Source organism: Sulfuriferula multivorans, from assembly GCF_003851125.1.
Lineage (GTDB): Bacteria > Pseudomonadota > Gammaproteobacteria > Burkholderiales > Sulfuriferulaceae > Sulfuriferula > Sulfuriferula multivorans.
Map to the genome: position 1 here is coordinate 39,342 of NZ_BGOW01000038.1, position 19,004 is coordinate 58,345.

The 19,004-nt window shown below is 58.0% G+C and carries 22 protein-coding genes; 10 read left to right on the plus strand and 12 right to left on the minus strand.

What is annotated here, in order from left to right:
- The first annotated feature begins 81 nt into the window (after window positions 1–81).
- The 8 genes from EI185_RS15595 (at window position 82) to trxC (ending at window position 7,912) form a co-directional block, all read left to right on the plus strand.
- Window positions 82–432, plus strand: coding sequence for an ArsR/SmtB family transcription factor (locus EI185_RS15595; protein ID WP_124706075.1), 351 nt, complete (start codon window positions 82–84; stop codon window positions 430–432).
- A gap of 263 nt (window positions 433–695) precedes the next feature.
- Window positions 696–2,099, plus strand: a complete 1,404-nt coding sequence (locus tag EI185_RS15600; RefSeq protein WP_223247887.1) for a TolC family protein — start codon at window positions 696–698, stop codon at window positions 2,097–2,099.
- A gap of 16 nt (window positions 2,100–2,115) precedes the next feature.
- A complete protein-coding gene (locus EI185_RS15605; RefSeq protein ID WP_124706076.1) occupies window positions 2,116–3,216 on the plus strand; it encodes an efflux RND transporter periplasmic adaptor subunit in 1,101 nt (366 codons plus the stop codon).
- Window positions 3,209–6,502 (plus strand): efflux RND transporter permease subunit, encoded by a 3,294-nt coding sequence (locus EI185_RS15610; RefSeq protein ID WP_124706077.1) that lies wholly within the window; start codon window positions 3,209–3,211, stop codon window positions 6,500–6,502. The genes EI185_RS15605 and EI185_RS15610 overlap by 8 nt, the downstream gene beginning before the upstream one ends.
- Window positions 6,503–6,522: 20 nt before the next feature.
- A complete protein-coding gene (locus tag EI185_RS15615) occupies window positions 6,523–6,741 on the plus strand; it encodes a YgaP family membrane protein (RefSeq protein WP_124706078.1) in 219 nt (72 codons plus the stop codon).
- 15 nt (window positions 6,742–6,756) lie between these two features.
- The gene (locus EI185_RS15620) at window positions 6,757–7,167 is read left to right on the plus strand and encodes a rhodanese-like domain-containing protein (protein WP_124706079.1); all 411 of its coding nucleotides are present in this window, start codon (window positions 6,757–6,759) and stop codon (window positions 7,165–7,167) included.
- 1 nt (window position 7,168) lies between these two features.
- A complete protein-coding gene (gene grxC / locus EI185_RS15625; protein WP_124706080.1) occupies window positions 7,169–7,423 on the plus strand; it encodes a glutaredoxin 3 in 255 nt (84 codons plus the stop codon).
- A 66-nt stretch (window positions 7,424–7,489) separates the two neighbouring features.
- A complete protein-coding gene (trxC, locus tag EI185_RS15630) occupies window positions 7,490–7,912 on the plus strand; it encodes a thioredoxin TrxC (RefSeq protein ID WP_124706081.1) in 423 nt (140 codons plus the stop codon).
- 281 nt (window positions 7,913–8,193) lie between these two features.
- Here the strand turns inward: trxC and EI185_RS15635 are convergent, their stop codons facing one another.
- The 10 genes from EI185_RS15635 to gshA form a co-directional block, all read right to left on the minus strand.
- On the minus strand, window positions 8,194–8,808 hold the full coding sequence (locus tag EI185_RS15635) for a DNA-3-methyladenine glycosylase family protein (RefSeq protein ID WP_189836433.1): 615 nt from the start codon (window positions 8,806–8,808) through the stop codon (window positions 8,194–8,196).
- A complete protein-coding gene (gene ptsP / locus EI185_RS15640; protein ID WP_124706083.1) occupies window positions 8,808–10,532 on the minus strand; it encodes a phosphoenolpyruvate--protein phosphotransferase in 1,725 nt (574 codons plus the stop codon). The genes EI185_RS15635 and ptsP overlap by 1 nt, the downstream gene beginning before the upstream one ends.
- Window positions 10,529–10,798, minus strand: a complete 270-nt coding sequence (locus EI185_RS15645) for an HPr family phosphocarrier protein (RefSeq protein WP_124706084.1) — start codon at window positions 10,796–10,798, stop codon at window positions 10,529–10,531. The genes ptsP and EI185_RS15645 overlap by 4 nt, the downstream gene beginning before the upstream one ends.
- Complete coding sequence (locus EI185_RS15650) at window positions 10,779–11,192, minus strand: PTS sugar transporter subunit IIA (RefSeq protein WP_124706085.1); 414 nt, start codon at window positions 11,190–11,192, stop codon at window positions 10,779–10,781. The genes EI185_RS15645 and EI185_RS15650 overlap by 20 nt, the downstream gene beginning before the upstream one ends.
- A gap of 170 nt (window positions 11,193–11,362) precedes the next feature.
- Window positions 11,363–11,749, minus strand: a complete 387-nt coding sequence (locus tag EI185_RS15655; RefSeq protein ID WP_124706086.1) for a c-type cytochrome — start codon at window positions 11,747–11,749, stop codon at window positions 11,363–11,365.
- Window positions 11,746–12,318: a ferritin-like domain-containing protein gene (locus EI185_RS15660; RefSeq protein WP_124706087.1), complete on the minus strand. Its 573-nt coding sequence runs from the start codon at window positions 12,316–12,318 to the stop codon at window positions 11,746–11,748. Before EI185_RS15660 ends, EI185_RS15655 begins: the two co-directional genes overlap by 4 nt.
- A 14-nt stretch (window positions 12,319–12,332) precedes the next feature.
- The gene (locus EI185_RS15665; protein ID WP_124706088.1) at window positions 12,333–13,055 is read right to left on the minus strand and encodes an RNA polymerase sigma factor; all 723 of its coding nucleotides are present in this window, start codon (window positions 13,053–13,055) and stop codon (window positions 12,333–12,335) included.
- A 159-nt stretch (window positions 13,056–13,214) separates the two neighbouring features.
- Window positions 13,215–14,210, minus strand: coding sequence for an FAD:protein FMN transferase (locus EI185_RS15670; RefSeq protein ID WP_223247888.1), 996 nt, complete (start codon window positions 14,208–14,210; stop codon window positions 13,215–13,217).
- Window positions 14,211–14,218: 8 nt separating this feature from the next.
- Window positions 14,219–15,160, minus strand: a complete 942-nt coding sequence (gshB, locus tag EI185_RS15675; protein WP_124706090.1) for a glutathione synthase — start codon at window positions 15,158–15,160, stop codon at window positions 14,219–14,221.
- Window positions 15,157–16,437: a glutamate--cysteine ligase gene (gshA, locus tag EI185_RS15680; RefSeq protein ID WP_124706091.1), complete on the minus strand. Its 1,281-nt coding sequence runs from the start codon at window positions 16,435–16,437 to the stop codon at window positions 15,157–15,159. Before gshA ends, gshB begins: the two co-directional genes overlap by 4 nt.
- A gap of 62 nt (window positions 16,438–16,499) precedes the next feature.
- Here gshA and EI185_RS15685 point away from each other — a divergent pair, with 62 nt between their 5' ends.
- Entirely contained in the window at window positions 16,500–16,964 is a 465-nt protein-coding gene (locus tag EI185_RS15685) for a tRNA (cytidine(34)-2'-O)-methyltransferase (protein WP_124706092.1), read from the plus strand.
- A 206-nt stretch (window positions 16,965–17,170) separates the two neighbouring features.
- Window positions 17,171–17,887, plus strand: a complete 717-nt coding sequence (locus EI185_RS15690) for a hypothetical protein (RefSeq protein ID WP_124706093.1) — start codon at window positions 17,171–17,173, stop codon at window positions 17,885–17,887.
- Between the two features lie 121 nt (window positions 17,888–18,008).
- On the opposite strand, the gene EI185_RS15695 is transcribed toward EI185_RS15690, so the two are convergent.
- Window positions 18,009–18,533, minus strand: a complete 525-nt coding sequence (locus EI185_RS15695) for a Crp/Fnr family transcriptional regulator (RefSeq protein ID WP_124706094.1) — start codon at window positions 18,531–18,533, stop codon at window positions 18,009–18,011.
- A 38-nt stretch (window positions 18,534–18,571) separates the two neighbouring features.
- Window positions 18,572–18,967, minus strand: a complete 396-nt coding sequence (locus EI185_RS15700; protein WP_124706095.1) for a hypothetical protein — start codon at window positions 18,965–18,967, stop codon at window positions 18,572–18,574.
- Window positions 18,968–19,004 lie beyond the last annotated feature (37 nt).

Consider the following 19,004-nt stretch of genomic DNA (forward strand, 5'->3'; position numbering starts at 1 on the left):
AATGCCCAATTTTAGTATATTTTAATACTTATTGCATTATAATATTCTCTAAATCGATTGATTTTTAAAGGGTACTTACCAATGAGTACTGTCAATACAGGCACTGCAACCATTTTGAATCTGGAACATATAGATCTGATCGACAAAGACGAGCACATTGAGCAAGCCTCTCGTGCGATGAAGGCCATGTCGCATCCGTTACGCTTAAAGATATTGTGCGTACTTGGTGATCGTGAAGTCAGTGTGCAGGACATTGTGGACAGTGTCGGCACCTCACAGAGTAACATTTCCCAGCACTTGGCCATTCTTCGCGACAAAGGCGTTCTGCGCACCCGCAAAGATGCCAATCGCGTTTTTTACCGTGTCGGTGACACGCGCACATTGCGCCTGATCAGCATGATGCGCGACGTATTTTGCGGTTTCACAAAATAATCATCTCGTTACTGAATAATGATAATAACAACGCCACTTAAGTGGCGTTGAGATCACAATCAAGCTCACCCAGGCCGACACCGGCCAAATTAAGCTGCTGTCCCATATAATTCATCGTGTCATTTGCTTGGCATAAACGATTAGAATATAATTATTTTCTAATATAGAAGCCTGCAGAGTAATGCTTTACTACAACCTGCCTGTAGTAAGGCATACAATTCCTGCGTCAACGCAAGCAGGCTGCGAACCGGGAGCGATTAAAAATGCACTTGTATCAACCATACAATAATGTCAAACGGCTATGCACCGTGTTGTTATCCGCGGCATTCTGGCTTGCGTACATTCCAGGTGCGACAGCCCAAACACTGGATTTTGAGCAATGCGTAGCAACCGCACTACGCCAGAACCCGGATTTGTCCGTCAGCCGCGCCCAGCTCGATCAAGCCTTGGCCGGGCTGCGTCAGGCGCAAGGGAGCCGACTGCCCAAACTCACCGCTTCGATCAACGCCACCCGGACCAACGACGCACTCAACGCATTCGGCCTCAAGCTATCGCAGCGCAACGCCACTTTCAATGATTTCGGCGCCAGCCAGTTCACCGGGCCGAACTCGCTGGGCGTTGCACCTGACAACCTCAATCATCCCGGCAACGTCAACAATTTCAATACCCGTCTGGAAGTCCAGTTGCCGCTCTACACGGGCGGGTTGATCGAGGGCAACATCGAGCAAGCTCAAGCCTATATCAAAGCCGCCCGGCAAGGTGACGTGGCGGCACGCCAGCAAGTTATTTTCAACGTATTGCAAGCCTATCAGGGTGTTCACTCTGCGCGCGCCTTTGTTAAAGTGGCAAAACAGGCTGAGGCAGCGACTGCCTCCCAGGTCAAAAACATTGAAAACCTGGTCAAAGGCGGTGTGGTGGTCAAAAGCGATCTATTGTCAGCCCAGGTACACCTCGAAGACGTGCGCATCCAATTGATGCAGGCCAGGAACGCCGAGGCCGCAGCATTGGATCAGCTGCATATTCTGCTTGGCATACCTTTAGCCGAACCACTCGATGTCGGCGCACCCGTCATGCCGAGCGCCGTAGCGGGGAGCACTGCTGATTTACGTGCCCAGGCACTGGCCGACAACCCGAAGCTGAAGGCCATGCGCAACCAACTGGGCGCCTCGCAAGCCGGGGTCAAAATAGCCAAGGCAGGCCTTTACCCACAGGTGGGCCTGATGGCGCGGCAGGACTGGAATGACAACAAGGTCGGCTTTTCCGCCAGCTCGTATACGCTCGGTGGGCAGCTAAGCTGGACCGTGTTCGACGGTAATGTCACACGCGGTGCAGTCGATCGCGCCTCGGCCAGCCATGCCGAGCAGCAGGCGCGCCTGTTGCAGGCGGAAAATGGAATAGCCTTGCAGGTCGATGATGCATACCGCAAGGCAGAAGAAGCTGAATTCCGCCTGACTGCGCGGCAACATGCTGTAGCCAGTGCCGATGCGGCAACCAATCTGGTCAATAAACGCTATGACAACGGCGTGGCCACCATCACCGAATTACTCGGCGCCCAAACCCAGCAGGACAAAGCCCACGCCGATTTGGTGGCCGCCGAGTATGACCTCGCAGTGCAGCGCGCCAGCCTCAAGCTGGCTATCGGCAAGCTCGAACCAGACCAGTTATAAAACCAGGGAGTTGATCGTGAATCATCGAGCCATGAAAGCCATTAAGCCCGCTACTGTTGCGCTCGCGCTAACGCTTGCTCTGAGCGGATGCGGCGAAAAAGACAAACAACAGCAAACCGCAACGCCGGCGGCTTCGGTCACAGCCCATATTGCCGTCGTGCAAAAAACCCTATTGCCCGTTATTTCCACCGCTCCCGGCAGCGTCATTGCCGAACAACAAGCCCAGATTGCTTCGCGCCTGATGGGCTTTATCCGGGAAATAAACGTGCAGGAAGGGCAAAGCGTCGTCGCAGGCCAGCGTCTGTTCACGGTCGATCCTAGTGATATTCAAGGTCAGGTAAGCCAGGCCAGGGCCGGACTGGCGCAAGCTGAAGCGGCGCTTGCCGACGCCAAAAACGATTACCAGCGTTTTGGCACCTTATACAAGGAGGAGGCCATTCCCAAACAGCAGTGGGACAAAATACGCCTGCAATACCAGGTGGCCCAGCAGCAGGCTGCGGCGGCCCGCGCCGGCCTCGGCACTGCCGCTGCACAAATGCGCTACGCGACGTTGACCGCGCCGTTCGCCGGCATCATTACGCAGAAGCTGGCCAACGTGGGCGACCTTGCCACCCCCGGCAAGCCGGTACTGATGCTGGAAAACCAGTCCAGGTTGCAGGTACAGACCAGCGTCTCGTCCGATGTGTTCGCCCACTTGAAGTTGGGAGACAGCGTCAGCCTGCAGGCAAATGACACCGGTACCGCGATCACCGGCAAGATTGCGCGCCTGGTGCCTGCCGCTGACCCGGCCACGCGCACCTATCTGGTCAAAATTGATTTGCCCCCGGGCACCCAGCTCAAGAGCGGCATGTATGTACTGGTCGCCTTTCCCACCGGCCAGCGCGAAGGCGTGCGCGTCCCGCGGTCGGCTGTGCTCGACCGTGCCGGCATCACCGGCGTGTTCGTGGTGGACGCTCAGGGCATCGCCCATTACCGTATGGTGCGCGTCGGCGATACCAGCGATGGCCAGGTGGAAATCCAGGCCGGCCTGACCCCCGGCGAACGCGTCGTGACCTCAGCCACTGCCCAGCTGCAATCCGGCGACAAAATAGTCAACGCGGGGAGCGGCAATGTCTGATCCGAACCCGGCACCCCTGAACATCGCGGGGAAGATCGCCCGCACTTTCCTGGAATCTAAAATTACCGCCATGCTGATGCTGGCGGTGACGCTGGCTGGCGTCATGGCGCTATTCATTACCGCACGCGAATACAATCCGCAAATCGTGGTGCCGGCCGCCAACATTATTGTCGCCAAGCCGGGCGCATCGGCCACAGAAATCCAGAACCTGGTGGTGAAGCCGCTGGAAGCGATCATGAACGCCCAGTCCGGGGTGAAACATACCTTCGGCTATGCCGTCTCCGACTTCGGCGTCGTCACGGTTCAGTTCGACGTTGGCGAAGACCAGGAAAAGAGCCTGGTAAAGCTCTACAACCAGCTGATGCAGAACCTCGACAGCATCCCGCCGGGCGCCATGCAGCCGATCGTCAAACCCATCAATGTCGATGACGTGCCGATCATGACGCTGACACTGAGCTCCACCCAGATGGACGACTATCAGTTGCGCCAGGTGTCCACCCGCGTACTCGAACAACTGCGCAATGTGCCGGGCGTGTCCTTCACCCAGCTGGTGGGTGGCGCGCACCGGGCAATCAACGTATGGATCTCCCCGGCCAAACTGGCGGCGGCCGGCCTGAGCCTCGACCAGGTCGACAAAATGCTGCAGGGCGCCAATGTCTCCGTGCCGATCGGCACCCTGGTGGACGCCAACCGCAACCAGCCGTTGCGCCTGTCCGGCTTTATCGGCAACGCGCGCGAAGTGGGTGAGATCATCGTCGGTGCGCCCAACGGCAAACCGGTATTTCTGAAGGATGTTGCCACCATCCAGGACGGTGCGGCGGAAACCGATGAACAGACCCGTTTTGCCTACGGCCCCGCCGCTCATGACCCGGCCTATCGCGGCGAAGCACCGGCGGTCACCATCGCCATCGCCAAGAAGGCCGGCACCAATGCAGTCGTCGTCGCCGACGCGGTTCTCAAGAAGCTGGATAACCTGAAACGCCAGGCCATCCCCCAGGGCATTCAAGTCGCCGTCACCCGCGACGACGGCGCCAAGGCCAACGACGCGGTGAATACCCTGATGGAACATCTGGGCATTGCCATCGGCTCGGTGGTGGTGATTCTGGTGCTGTTCCTGGGCTGGCGAGAAGCCGCCATCGTGACCCTCACCGTACCGCTGATCCTGTTTGTGGTGCTGACCGTCGGCCTCATCGCCGGCCAGACCATCAACCGCATCACCCTGTTCGCACTGATACTGTCCCTGGGTCTGCTGGTGGATGCGGCCATTGTGGTAGTGGAAAACATCCACCGGCACATGCACCACGGCGGCGGCAAGAACTTCAAGGAAGCGCTGGTCACCGCCACCAACGAGATCGGCAACCCCACCAATATCGCCACCATCGCGGTCATCCTGGCGTTTATCCCGATGGCTTTCGTCACCGGCATGATGGGGCCGTTCATGCGCCCCATCCCGTTCAACGTGCCGATCGCAATGATTGCCTCGCTGGTGATCGCCTACATGGTGGTGCCCTGGGCTGCCAACCGCTGGCTCGCCGGCAAGGCCGCCAAGTCACTCGCTGAGCGGCCCGCACTGGAGGACATGGCCGCCGAACCCCAAGACCGTCTGCACCGCGCCTACGTGGCGGTGCTTACACCGTTTATCAAACATGCCGGCCGCCGCAACCTGCTGTTCCTGGTGGTGCTGGGCCTGCTGCTGGCAGCGATGCTCCAGCCCGCCTGGCAATTCATCCGCCCCTCCGGTCTGAACGGTCCGTTGTCTGCATTGGGCGTGGAGCTGAAAATGCTGCCCAACGACAACACCAATACCTTCCTGGTACAGGTAGATACACCGGCTGGCACCACGCTGGCCGAAACCGACCGGGTAGCACGTGCGGTAGGCGACGTTCTGGCCAAAACAAAATACGTGACCGACTACCAGACTTTCCTCGGCATGACCGCCCCGGTGGATTTCGCCGCCCTGGTGCGCGGCGATATGCTGAAACGCGGCGACAACATCGCCCAGTTGCGCGTCAACCTCACCAGCAAACATGAGCGCTCCGTGTCGTCACACGAAATCGTCAATAATTTCAATGTGGCACTGGCGCCAGTACGCAAGGCTTTCCCGCAGGCCAAGCTGAAACTCTACGAGACCCCGCCCGGACCGCCGGTGCAGTCGCAGATCCTGGCAGAACTGTATGGCCCGGACTACAACAAGCTGCGCGCCGCGGCGGCAGACGTGGATAAGGATTTCAGCAAGATCTACGGCATCGTCAACGTGGATGATTCGGTGACCACCACCGTGGATGCATTCCATGTGAAAGTGGACCGCGAAAAAGCCGCGCTCTCGGGTGTGGCCGTAGGACAGGTGGGCAAGCTGCTGCATGACTATGTATCGGGGTTTTCCATCGGCACCGTGCACGTGGATGATGCGCGCGAACCGGTGGACATTACCGTGCGCCTGCCGCGCAGCGAACGCCAGACGCCGGAGCAGATACTGTCCATCCGCATCACCAGCATGTCCGGCCAGCAAATACCGCTGTCTGCCATCGCCACCGTGGAGCGCGCCACCCAGGACAAGCCGATCTATGACCGCGATCAGCATCCCGTGGTCATGGTTGGCGGCGAATTGCTGAAATCCAGTCCGGTATATGCCGTATTGGCGCTGGACAAGATGATCGACGGCAAACTCCTGCCGTCAGGGGTGACATTCAAGACCGGCAACCTCGGCTTCGTCGAAGCTCAGCCCAATGACGTGATGAGCTATCACCTGCTATGGGGCGGCGAGATGCGCCTCACCCTCGACGTGTTCCGCGACCTCGGTTCCGCCTTCATCGTGGCGCTGGTATTCATCTATCTGATGCTGGTGGGCTACTACAAGTCGTTCATGATGCCGCTGATCGTGATGGGTGCGATTCCGCTTACCTTGGTGGGCGTATTCCCCGGCCACTGGATCACCCAGCAGGCCTTCACCGCCACCTCGATGATCGGCGTGATCGCGCTGGCCGGCGTGGTGGTGCGTAACTCGCTGCTGCTGATCGACTTCATCATCGATTACCGGGCACGCGGCTATGGCCTCGAAGAGGCAGTGATCGAAGCTGGCGCGGTACGCTTCCGCCCTATCATGCTGACCGCACTCGCCATCATCCTGGGTTCGGCCATCATGGTCACCGATCCGGTATTCGGGGGCTTGGCGGTGTCATTGATTTTCGGTACCTTTGCTTCTACAGTACTGACGCTGATCGTGATTCCGCTAATGTATTATTTATGGGAGCGCCGTCTGCTGGCGCGCCAAAACAGAACCATTTAACCCAACCGAAGGAAAATAGCATGACTGTAGAACGCACTGTACGTATTATCGCCGGCCTGTTCATCATGATCTCCCTGTTGCTGGCACATCTGGCCGGCACCGTCGACATGAGCCATATCAGCTGGCTGTGGCTGACCGCCTTTGTAGGCTTCAACCTGTTCCAGAGCGGCATAACACGGTTTTGCCCGATGGACATCATGCTCAAAAAAGCCGGCGTCAAAACAGGTTGCGGTCTTTAATCCCGGGAGCCTATTTTGGAATTTCTTCAACAAAACATCTGGCTGGTTCTGCTGGCTGCGTTTTCCGGCATCATGCTGATTCTGCCCATCATACGCGGCAAACTGAGTGGCGCACTCAGCGCCGATACCACCCAGGCAGTGCAGCTCATCAATCATCAGGATGCAATGATTCTGGACGTGCGCGAAGCCAACGAGTTCGCCGCCGGGCACATTGCGAATGCGCGCCATATCCCGCTTGGTCAACTGGCTGCCGGTCTCAAACCTCTGGAAAAACACAAAGACAAGACCATCGTGGTGAACTGCCGAAGCGGCTCGCGTTCTGCCATGGCCTGCGGCGTCCTGCGCAAAAATGGTTTTACCCAAGTCTATAACCTTAAAGGCGGCATCATGGCTTGGGAACAAGCCGGTTTGCCGACGGTGAAATAGCATGTCCACAGTCACCATGTATTGCACCGCGGTATGTCCCTACTGCGTCATGGCCGAACGCCTGTTACAGGGCAAGGGGGTCAGCGTGGAAAAAATCCGCGTCGACCTCGACCCTAACCGCCGCGCGGAAATGATGACGCGCACCGGCCGTCGTACCGTACCGCAAATTTATGTGGGCGATACGCACGTTGGCGGTTTCGACGACCTCTCCGCATTGGACCGTGCCGGCAAACTGGACCTTCTGCTGAAAAGCTGAACGCCCGGCTTGAAAAACGCCTGAAATGCCGCACCTACCGGATATATTTTACCCGAGGTGCTTAATATGAATCTGGTCTGCCCGTCCTGTCAGGCGGTTAACCGTATCCCCGCCGAACGCGTCAATCAGGCACCCAAATGCGGCAAGTGCGGCGCACCGCTGCACTCCGGGTTGCCGCTCGATCTGACAACCAGCAACTTCGACCGCTTCATCACCCGCAACGATTTGCCAGTGCTGGTGGATTTCTGGGCAAGCTGGTGCGGTCCCTGCAAAATGATGGCGCCGGTGTTCAAACAAACCGCTACCGAACTGGCCAGTCAGGTGCGCTTTGCCAAGGTCGAGACGGAAGCTGAACAGGCGCTGGCTGCACGCTACAATATCCGCAGCATCCCCACCCTGATTTTGTTCAAAAACGGCACCGAGGCGGCGCGCATGTCGGGTGCTCTGGATGCCAACGGACTCAAGCGCTGGCTGGCACAACAGGTGTAAGTATCGGAGCGTGGCTAGTGTACTGTTTCACACTAAACGGCACTTACAGCGTTCCCCTGATGGGTCAGCTGCAAGACGCGTTTGCGCAGCCATAGCTGTTCTATGGCAAGTAAACGCAACGCCGCAGATGACCCATCAGGGGCGCGCCCGCAGGGAGCCACCAAAAAACGCCCTGCCCGCGTTGCGGCGCTTGACAAGGGAATGGCCATTGCCTGCGCGCCGCGCCTTGTCAGGGCGTTTTTGGGTGGCTCTGTAAGAGCCGTTTAGTGTGAAACAGTACACTAGTAAGCGACGACCTGCGGATCCAGGCTACGCCACAAATACCAGGTCGCCACAGAACGCCACGGTCGCCAGGTTTCGGCCAGGCTGCGCATTTTGATTTTGCTGATCGGTGCGCCATTCTGATAATGCGCGGCCATGGCTTTTTGCAGGCCGATGTCATCGAGCGGCAGTACATCCGGACGTAACAGATAGAACATCAGGAACATTTCCGCCGTCCAGCGGCCTATCCCCCGTACCCGGCACAATTCGACAATCACCGCCTCGTCGTCCATATCCTGCCACAAGCCGGGATGCAGTGAGCCGTCGACAAATTTGGCCGCGAGATCGCGCAGGTATTCAACTTTCCGCAGTGAAAACCCGCAGGTGCGCAAAACCTCAGGCGCAGTATTGGCAATGGCTTCCGGCGTGACCTCAACACAAGCCAGCAAACGCTGCCACACCGCCTCGGAGGCTTTCACCGAAATCTGCTGCCCGGCAATGGAGCGCGCCAGCGTAGAGAACGCGTCACCCCGACTGCGCAGGCTGATTTCCGGATAGCGCGCGATCAGCGACTTCAATATGGCATCGGCTGCGGACAGCTCCAGGGTGGCCTGCTGCCAATACTGGGGATGCATCAGGAGTTCAACCGGGTGAGCAGCGTTTGCAGCTTGTCCGGCTCGTGGCCGCGCATGATTTTGTTTGCCTGCGTGGCGGCCTCCACGCTATTGCTTTTGAGCACCCGCTGTTTGACCGAGAGCAGACTGGCCGGGTGCATGGAATAACTACGCAGCCCCAGTCCCAATAACAGTCGTGTGAGCAACGGGTCGCCTGCCATTTCGCCGCACACCGATACCGGCTTGCCGGCTTTTTCGCCAGCGCGGATGGTCATCGCGATCAGCTGCAATACCGCCGGATGCAATGGGTCGTACAAGTGCGCCACGCTATCGTCGGCACGATCTATCGCCAGTGTGTACTGGATCAGGTCGTTCGTGCCTATCGACAGGAAATCCATGCGCTCGGCAAAACTTTGGGATGCCAGAGCCGCAGCCGGGATTTCTATCATGCCCCCCACCTTCACGTTCGGATCAAATGCGATGCCGTCGACAACCAGGCTGGCCTTGGCCGCCTCGATTGCATACTGGGTCTGACGCAGTTCCGGCAGGCTGGACAGCATGGGGATAAGAATACGCACCTGGCCAAAGTGCGAAGCACGCAGAATGGCGCGCAACTGGGCGCGGAACAATTTCGGTTCAGCCAGACACAGGCGAATCGCGCGCAGCCCGAGTGCTGGATTGAGGCTGTGGGCAGTGAGCCCGGCCAGCGGCTTGTCAGCACCCAGATCAAGGGTGCGGATGGTCACTGGCATGCCGTTCATCGCCTGCGCCACTTCACGATAAGCTTCGAACTGCTCATCCTCGCTGGGCAGATCCGCGCGATTCATGAACAGGAATTCGCTGCGGAACAGACCGATGCCCGTCGCACCGGATTCCTGCACCGCCGCTACATCTTGCGGCAGTTCAATATTGCCGTGCAGCTCCACCACCACGCCATCCAGTGTGGCGGCGCGGTTGCCTTTCAGGCGCTTGAGCTTCTGGTGTTCAATCTTCCATTCGTTCTGGCGCAGCCGGTACTCTTCCAGCACCGTTTCATCCGGGTCGAGAATCACCACGCCGTTGTCACCATCCACGATGATGATTTCATTTTCCCGGATCAGGCTGCGGGCATTGTGCAGCGCCATCACCGAAGGGATATTCAGGCTGCGCGCAAGAATGGCGGTATGGGATGTGGCGCCGCCCACGTCGGTAATGAATGCCGCAAACTGCTGGCGTTTGAAACCGATCATGTCGGCTGGGGACAGATCGTGTGCGACCAGGATGCCGTCATGACGCTCATCTTCGGCCAGCGGCAAATGTCCGGGATGCCCCAGCAGCACCTTGATGACGCGTTCCACCACCTGCACCACGTCGGTCTTGCGCTCGCGCAGATAGAGGTCGTCAATTTCGTCGAACTGCGCCACCAGCTGCTCCATCTGCTGGGTGAGCGCCCACTCCGCGTTACATTGCTGGGCTTCGATAAGCTGCTTCGGTGCTTGCGACAGCATCGAATCATTCAGAATCATCAAATGCATATCGAGGAATGCCGGCAACTCGGCCGGGGCATTGGCGGGAATCTGGTCATGCAATGCGCTCATCTCGGCACGCACCGTCTGCACGGCTTCGTCGAAACGCTCCAGCTCCTCCGCAATGTGCGCCTTTTGCAGCACATAATGCGCAACTTCAATACGGGTATGCGAGGCCAGCCGGGCAGGTCCAATGGCAATCCCGCTGGACACGCCGATGCCGTGCAGCGTGGCGCTCACTCGCCTTCTCCGAACTTGTCGTTGATCAATGCCAGCAGGGCGTCCATGGCCGCAGCTTCATCTTCACCTTCGGTTTCCAGGTTGATGGTGCTGCCTTTGGCTGCCGCCAGCATCATGACGCCCATGATGCTTTTGGCGTTGACCCGGCGGTTATTGCGGGTGAGCCAGATTGCGCTCTGGAACTGTCCGGCGGTCTGCGTGAGTTTGGCTGAGGCACGCGCATGCAGCCCGAGCTTGTTGGTGATTTCAACGTCCTGTTGCAGCATCGCACAACTCCGGTGAAATATGCAGGATGCCTTCGTGGCCACCGGAGAGTGCCTTGATTACCAGCTTGTCGAGCGGTTCATGGCGATAAGTCAGTGCGCGGATCAGCATGGGCAAGTTGACCCCGGCGATGCCTTCCACCCGTCCGGGATAAAGCAGGCGGCAGGCTGTATTGCATGGCGTGGCGCCGTAAATATCCGATAGCATCAATACGCCGTCGCCCTGGTCAAGCTCGTCTATCATCTGCTGGGCTTTCGCCGTCATCGCCATGATGTCCGGGCAATCCATCACGTTCAACGGCGTAAGATAAGGCGGGCGCTCACCCATAACGTGTGTGGCGCATTGAATCAGACTTTCGCCCAGACTGCCGTGGGCGACGATAAGTATGCCAATCATGGTGAATCCACTTCAGTAAACCGAAGCGGGTATTCTACCGCAGGGAAGCATGGCCGGAGAGATTAGCATCGACGTGATTGCGCCGCATGATGCACAGCGCGATCTGAAACATCACTGCTTTGGCGCAGCAAATGAATCGCTGCCACGTCCTGTGCTCTCGACGAGTGTGACTAGCGCCGACACTCGGCAGACTGGCCTGCCTGTTTGAGATAGGCAATCAGGTCAGCACGTTCTGTCCGATCCCGCACGCCGTCGTAGGTCATCGTCGTGCCAGGCACCATTTTTTTCGGATCGGTCAAAAACTGATCGAGCGTGCGGGCATTCCAGACAATCTTCGAGTGCCGCATTGCCGCCGAATAACCGAATCCAAAGACACTAGCCGCCCGACGGCCAAACAGCCCGCAGTGTCTGGGTCCAACACGGTCATACGCCAGTGCATGGCAGGCGAGGCAGCGCTTATAAACCTGCTCGCCTCGGCGCGCATCAGCGGCTGCACTGGCAGGTGCGGCCGCCCCCAAGGCGAGCATAACGGCCAATACGCGTTGCCGCAGCTTCATGACATGAAGGCAGACGGCACGACCGGGCTTTCGCCCAGCGCCTGACGCAGCACTGCCCAGTGCATGGCCTCATCGCCCAGGATGCTGGCGGCGGCCTTGGCCAGTTCGCGGTTGCCAAACAGCGGCACCGCGCCGAGATAAGCGCTGACAGCCCCTTGCTCGAGCTGGGCGGCAAACTTGAGCACATCGGTTTGCGACTTGAGCTGAGCCACCGGGAAATTGTATTTTTCTTTCGCCAACGCCGGTTTGCCGCCGAGCTTTTTAATCGTGCTGGCGAGCACCTCGGCGTGCTGCTTGTGGTGCCCTTGAAATGTCAAAGCCAGTTCCAGCACGGGTTTTTGCAATAAATTGCTCTCGGCGCCCAGCTGATACGCGGCAATGGCTTCCAGTTCGGCGCTGAGCGCCGTATTGAGAATTACCACATCGCCGCTGCGGGCGTGCCCAGACGTGGCGGCAAGCGCATCTTTACCCGCCAGTAAGGCTACGGCAGCCCCCGAAAGTACCAGGCCAGAATGGGCAAGAAATTGGCGGCGCGATGCGACGGGTGCAGGCATAAGAAAGAATGACATGGTGGTCTCCAAAGTCAGTTACTGTTATGGGCGGGTGGTACCTGCCCGGAAATATCTGCCAGCACATGCGCGACTATCCTGTCGCAGCGTGCCCCGGCAAAAGAAAAAGCGTCAGCCATCGACGTATCGATGTCGCGCGACAAACGCTCGCGCAGCAAACCGCGCGCGCGAAAAAACCGGCTCCGCACCGTAGCTTCGGGAATATCCAATGCGGCAGCGACTTCTTCCACGCTCAACTCCTCCACTGCACGCAGCATGAACACAGTGCGAAACACATCGGGCAGGCCGTCGATCCCGGCTTCTATCAATTGCCGCACTTGTGCCCGCATGGCCATGCGCTCGGGTTGCTCATCGGGGTTCTGTTCCATCGACGCCTCCGTATTCGCTGCATCCACATCCAGCGCGCTATCGAGCGGGATAATCTGTGCGCTGTGTCGGCGCAGCCGTCCCAGACTCTCGTTCACCACAATACGTACCAGCCAGGTGGACAGCTTTGCATCCGCATGAAAACTACCCAGTGCACGCCAGGCGCTCATATAGGCGGTTTGCAGGGCATCTTCAGTCTCAACGTCATTTTTCAAAATGCTGCGCGCGGTGCGGAATAGCAGCCGGTTATTACGTCGCATGATGCGTTCGAAAGCGTGCGGATCGCCCTGCAGCGCACGCGTCACCAACTCGACGTCAGTCAAATCGTGCAAAGCCGGAAAGCCGCTCAGCTCAGCGTCCAAAGCTTTCATGGTGCCCCCTGGAAAAATTCACTATTGCCCATTAGATGCAGGCGTATAGCATCCCGTTCCCGCTGGATCGAATTCTGTGGGTGAGGTGGATTCGTCCATCCGAAAATGAATTGAAAACGGTTGCCTGAACGGCAAAGCTGGTGTGCAGAATCTGCGGAGCTAAGATCCCGTTTCGAAATGCAGACGTTGTTTCATGCCGTCGGTGAGTTCGACATGCCCTTGCCCGTCGATAAACATCACATCGGCCACGCCCATGCGTTGCGCTGCGGCACGCCAGCCAGCGCTCCCCGAAATGAAAATGGGCTTGCTGGCGACATCCGACAGAGTACCGGCATGGTCTGACGGCGGAATCAGGACGGTGACCGCGCGTACCCCTTGCGCGGGCCAGCCGGTGCGCGGATCGATGATGTGGCAATAGCGCTTGCCGCCCACTTCGAAGTAGCGCTGATAGTCGCCCGAAGTGCCGATGGCTTCACCATCGCGCAAATCCAGCGTGGCGATGGGACCGGGACCGCGCGGATTCTGGATGCCTACGCGCCACGAACGATCGCCGTGCTGCCCCAGCGCCATGACATTGCCGCCAATATTGATCAGCGCGTTTTTTACCCCCTGGCTGCGCAGGTAGCGGGCAGCCACGTCCAGTGCATAGCCCTTGGCGTAGCCGCCCAGATCCAGCCGCACGGCAGGATTGGTGCTGTGGAATAGGATGCCGTCGATAACGATGTCGCGCATTTGCGGATTGGCGCGCACCAGTTCGGCGATTTTTGCCGGATCAGGCAATTTCGCCTTGAAAGTATCGGACTGAAACCCCCACAAGCGGATCAGGTTGCCGATGGCCGGGTTGAACAAGCCCTGCGATTGCTCCGAATAACGCGTGGCATCGCGAATAATCGGGATCATGCCGGGAGCAATCGCGGCTTGGCTCGGACTCAGCTCGAAGATGCCGTTCATGCGCTCCAGCGTGCCCGGCTCCCAGGCATGCAGGCTGTGGTGCATCTCGTCGAAATCGCGCAATACTTGCGCTGTGACACGGCGCGCCTTGGCTTCCGGTTCGCCGTAAATGCTCACCTCCACGCGGGTACCGAATACGTAGCTTTCCTGGGTGTAAAGGGGCGGTTTGGCACAACCTGCCAAAGCCAGCAGAAATAGCGCCATAACCCCGATCAAGCGCATCGCCGCTCCAGCGCATCGATGAACATCCCGGCCACGTTAAAACCGGTCTGCTGGGTGATTTCCTGAAACCCCGTGGGGCTGGTGACGTTGATTTCGGTGAGATAGTCGCCGATCACGTCCAGCCCGACCAGGAACAGGCCCAGATCGCGCACCGCCGGCGCAATGGTCTGCGCAATTTCGCGGTCGCGTTCGGACAGGGGCTGAGCGACACCGCGCCCGCCCGCAGCCAGGTTGCCGCGCGTTTCTCCTTCGGCGGGAATCCGCGCCAGCGCGAACGGCACCACCTCGCCGTCGATCAGCAGGATGCGCTTGTCGCCCTGGGTAATTTCCGGGATATAGCGTTGCGCCATCACCGTGCGGGTTTCCAGTTGGGTCAGTGTTTCCACGATGACATTGAGATTCGCGTCACCGCCGCGCACCCGGAAAATCCCTGCTCCGCCCATGCCATCCAGCGGCTTGAGAATCACGTCGCCATGCTCTGTAAGGAATTCCTTGATATGAGCGGCACGCCGCGTTACCAGCGTGGGTACGGTAAATTGCGGAAAGCGCGCAATGGCGAGCTTCTCATTGAAATCGCGCAGGGAATCGGGGCGGTTGAATACCCGCGCTCCGTGGCTTTGCGCCAGCTCCAGCAGGTGCGTGGTGTACAGGTATTCAGTATCGAACGGCGGGTCCTTGCGCATCACCACCGCATCGAAGTTGCTCAATGGCGTCGCCTCGGCGGCTCCCAACTCAAACCAGTTGGCGTTGTCGGCGGTAACGCGCAACGGCTTGGCGTAGCCGATGACCTGATTGTCGCGCAGGATAATATCCGCCTGGCGCAGCGCAAACAGCGCGTGGCCGCGCGCCGCTGCTTCGCGCAGCATGGCGACCGAACTGTCCTTGTAGGCTTTGAGCGCGGCTAGCGGGTCGAGGATAAAGACAAAGTTCATTGATTGTTCGGATCGGTCTGTTCCAGCTCGATGGAAGCCGCCAGCATCGCCAGCCGCGCCACCACGCCGTAAGTATAGAAGCGGTTTGGGGTGGAATCGGGATTGGCCAACCGGTTCGGTGTGCAACACGGGGTTGCAAATGCCAGCGGCACGAAGTGCATCCCCGGCGAATTGAGGTTTTCATCCGGCCCGCGTCCGGTATGCACGCGATAAAATCCGCCGACGACGAAATGGTCGATCATATATACCACTGGCTCTGCTACCGCGTCATTGATGCTCTCGAAGGTATGAACGCCTTCCTGAATGATGACTTCGGAGATTTGCTGGCCTTCCTTGCCCACCGCCATCTTGTTGCGCTGCTTGCGGTTCAGTTCGCGCACTTCGGACGGATCTTTCACCGTCATGATGCCCATGCCGTAAGTACCCGCATCGGCCTTGGCAATCACAAAAGGCTCGGCGTCAATCTTGTATTCGGCATATTTGTTGCGGATTTGTTCGAGCACGATGGCGACATTTTTCTCCAGACATTCTTCGCCCTGACGCTCCTGAAAATTGACGCGTCCGCAGGTGGAAAAATACGGATTGATGAACCATGGATCGAGCCCGATCAGCGCGGCGAACTCCGTCGCCACCTGATTGTAGGTGGCAAAATGGCGCGACTTGCGGCGCACATGCCAGCCGGCGTGCAGCGGCGGCAGCAGCGATTGCTCGATATTTTTCAGCAGCGCCGGGATACCGCCGGACAGATCGTTGTTAAGCAGAACCGCACACGGGTCGAAACCCGCCACGCCGATGCGGTTGCCGTGACGCACGACAGGTTCGAGCAGCAGCGAGGTGCCATCGGGCAGATCCACCTTGAGCGGTTCGGTCAACTCCGGTATCAAGCTGCCCAGGCGCACTTCCAGCCCGGTTTGCTGCAGGATATTGGCCAGCTGCGCCACGTTTTGCAGATAGAACAGATTGCGCGTGTGGTTCTCCGGGATCAGCAGCAGGCGCTGCGCGTCCGGACAGATTTTTTCCACCGCGCTCATTGCCGCCTGCACTGCCAGCGGGATGAAATCGGGGTTGAGATTATTAAACCCGCCGGGGAACAGGTTGGTATCTACGGGTGCCAGCTTGAAACCGCTGTTGCGTAGATCCACCGAGGTGTAAAACGGTGCGGCGTGTTCCTGCCACTGGTTGCGAAACCAGCGTTCAATCTGCGGTGTTGCGCCCAGAATCAGGCGCTCCATGTCCAGCAGCGGCCCGGTGAGGGCAGTCGTTAAATGCGGTACCATGCGCAAGCCTCGTGTAATCGTTATGAGTGGATTATATCCCGTAGACCCAGACTTTCCTGCCCATGTTCAACATCGTTCTCTACCAGCCAGAAATCCCGCCCAATACCGGCAACGTCATCCGCCTGGCCGCCAATACCGGCTGCACCCTGCATCTGGTCAAACCGCTCGGCTTTACGCTGGAAGACAAACAATTGCGCCGCGCCGGGCTGGATTACCACGAGTATGCCAGCATTGTGGTGCATGAAGACTGGGCAGCGTGCCGCGCCCGGTTGACTGGACAACGCCTGTTTGCGCTCACTACCAAAGCGTCGGTCAGTATCGGCACCTGCCAGTTCGCGCCGGGCGACGTGTTTGTATTCGGCCCGGAAACACGCGGGTTGCCGGCAGACGTGCTGGATGAATTCCCTGGCGCGCAACGCATCCGCCTGCCGATGGTGGCAGGGAGCCGCAGCCTGAATTTGTCGAACTCAGTCGCGGTGACGGTGTTTGAGGCTTGGCGGCAGAATGGATTTGGCGGGGGGAGTTAATGAAAAACAAGGGTCGTCTTCACCTCGTCAATGCTTGTCAAAATTTCAAATAAATACATTTGAGTTTGTTTTGGCGACGCCGGATTGTTCTTACGAAATCCCCTATCTGTCCGGATAGGCTAATTTAAATTAGCCCACGTTTCATGTGAGTATTGACATATTATTTTCTGTCCTTGAGACATCGACTTTAAGTTAAAACGCACAGCATGCTTACTGTTTACCATCTAGCCTTGGAAGATCAGGGGATTGATCTCGAATACGATCAATTCAGGGCAGCGCTGCCGTCAACCATTGACCTAAAATTGCAGCCAGATGGCTACTACGCAACCGTTGAAACTACAGGACCAGATGACTCCGATGCGCAGCAACTGATTGATCGCGAGCTCGACAGGATATTCTTTCTGACCAACGTGCGACTATGCGCAGTGGCGTGTCCGACCATAGGCACCGTTGAACTAAAGCTTGTGGTTCGGGTACTCGGCGGCATTCCTCGCGGAACCTGCCCACAGCAATGGACTGATCATCTCGCCCTCCAACTCAGGCTTTGGGCGATGGCTGTGGATTCGACTGATCCTTATGTCAGGATCCTTCTCTTCTTCCAGATCATCGAATTATCGTATCCTACCGACACTAGCGATAAGACTGCCTATCCAAAATACAACGGCGCCTTTCTACATCCAAGGACGGAAGCCAAGTTGTTACGACATCTTGTTGCTCACGCAGGTAATGCGACGACCCACCAGACCCGCAAGTATTTGGAGTTTCTTGGCCTCCCACCCTGCCTCTCCAACCTGGTACATCCCGATTGGCGGCGAGTGATATCCAAGAAAGTCGCGCATGTTGAAGCACAAGCTCACTCGGTACTGAAAAGTGCGCTCCAGCCCTTTTCTATGGACCTCTCCCAAATCAAAGAAACTGATTAATCGGTAGCTTTTGCTATTAACAAGTAGGCACATCTTGTATACAACATCATCATGACGCCCAATGATCAGGCCCGGCACATTATTCAGCTAAACACCCTCATCGGGATAACCCTGCCGCCACTTAGTCCGCCGAGGCTTTGACACCCGAGCCGTACAGGTAATGCGAGAACTGTGCGTGATCGCTGCTGACGGCGCGGAACAGGTGGTCCATGCTGAGTACCGCCTGCTCGACGATATTGATCGCGATATAGGGATGTTCGACTTTCATGCGTTTGTACATGGCGCGCGGCAACTTCAGCACCTGCGTATCCGCGGCCTTGGCAACCAGTCTGACCGAACGTGCGCGCTTGTCGAAAAACGACATCATGCCGAGCATTTCACCCGCACCTGAGCGCACCACTTCATATTCGATGCTGCCATCAGGAATCACCAGGGCAACTTCACCCTTGACCACAAAATACAATTCGTCGCCGACGTCGCCCACATCCGAAATCACCGCATCCGTGCTGAAGTGCAGCACGGTCAGGTAATTGAGCAGGGTATTCACCTCGGCCACGGTAAGTGATTCGCACAAGTATTGCTGGGTCAGAAAGTGAGTCAGCTGGGCGTGTTCGGCATCATTCTTGGAAATGGTGTTTTCGGCCATGGATATCTCCGTTGGTTATTGTTCAATATTTAGCTGGATTATAAACCGTCATCGTCCAAACCGGCCTGCTGCATCAATCGCATGCCGCCAATCATGCCTTCCACGCGTTCGCGAATACGGCCTGCCAATGTTGTCCAGGCAGGCTTGTCGCTCACATCCGGGAGCGGCTCGAACGGATAATGGCGATGTTGAAGGCCGGGGCGCAACGGCGGACATGCTGCATTGGCTACCGCATCCAGCGTAACCAGCAGGTCCGCCCATTCCACAGCAGCCTCTACGAGAACCGGCACATCGCCCGTCACGCCAGGCAATACGGCGGCGCGCGCTTCCATCCACTCCGCTCCCAGACGATTGGCATAGTGTGCGGCCAGGTTGGGCGGAACCGGGTGCAGACCACCGAGAAACAGTATGCGGGCTTTACGTTTATAGGCCATGTTTCATTACGCTGAAAGGTTCAGCCAGACCATCCAT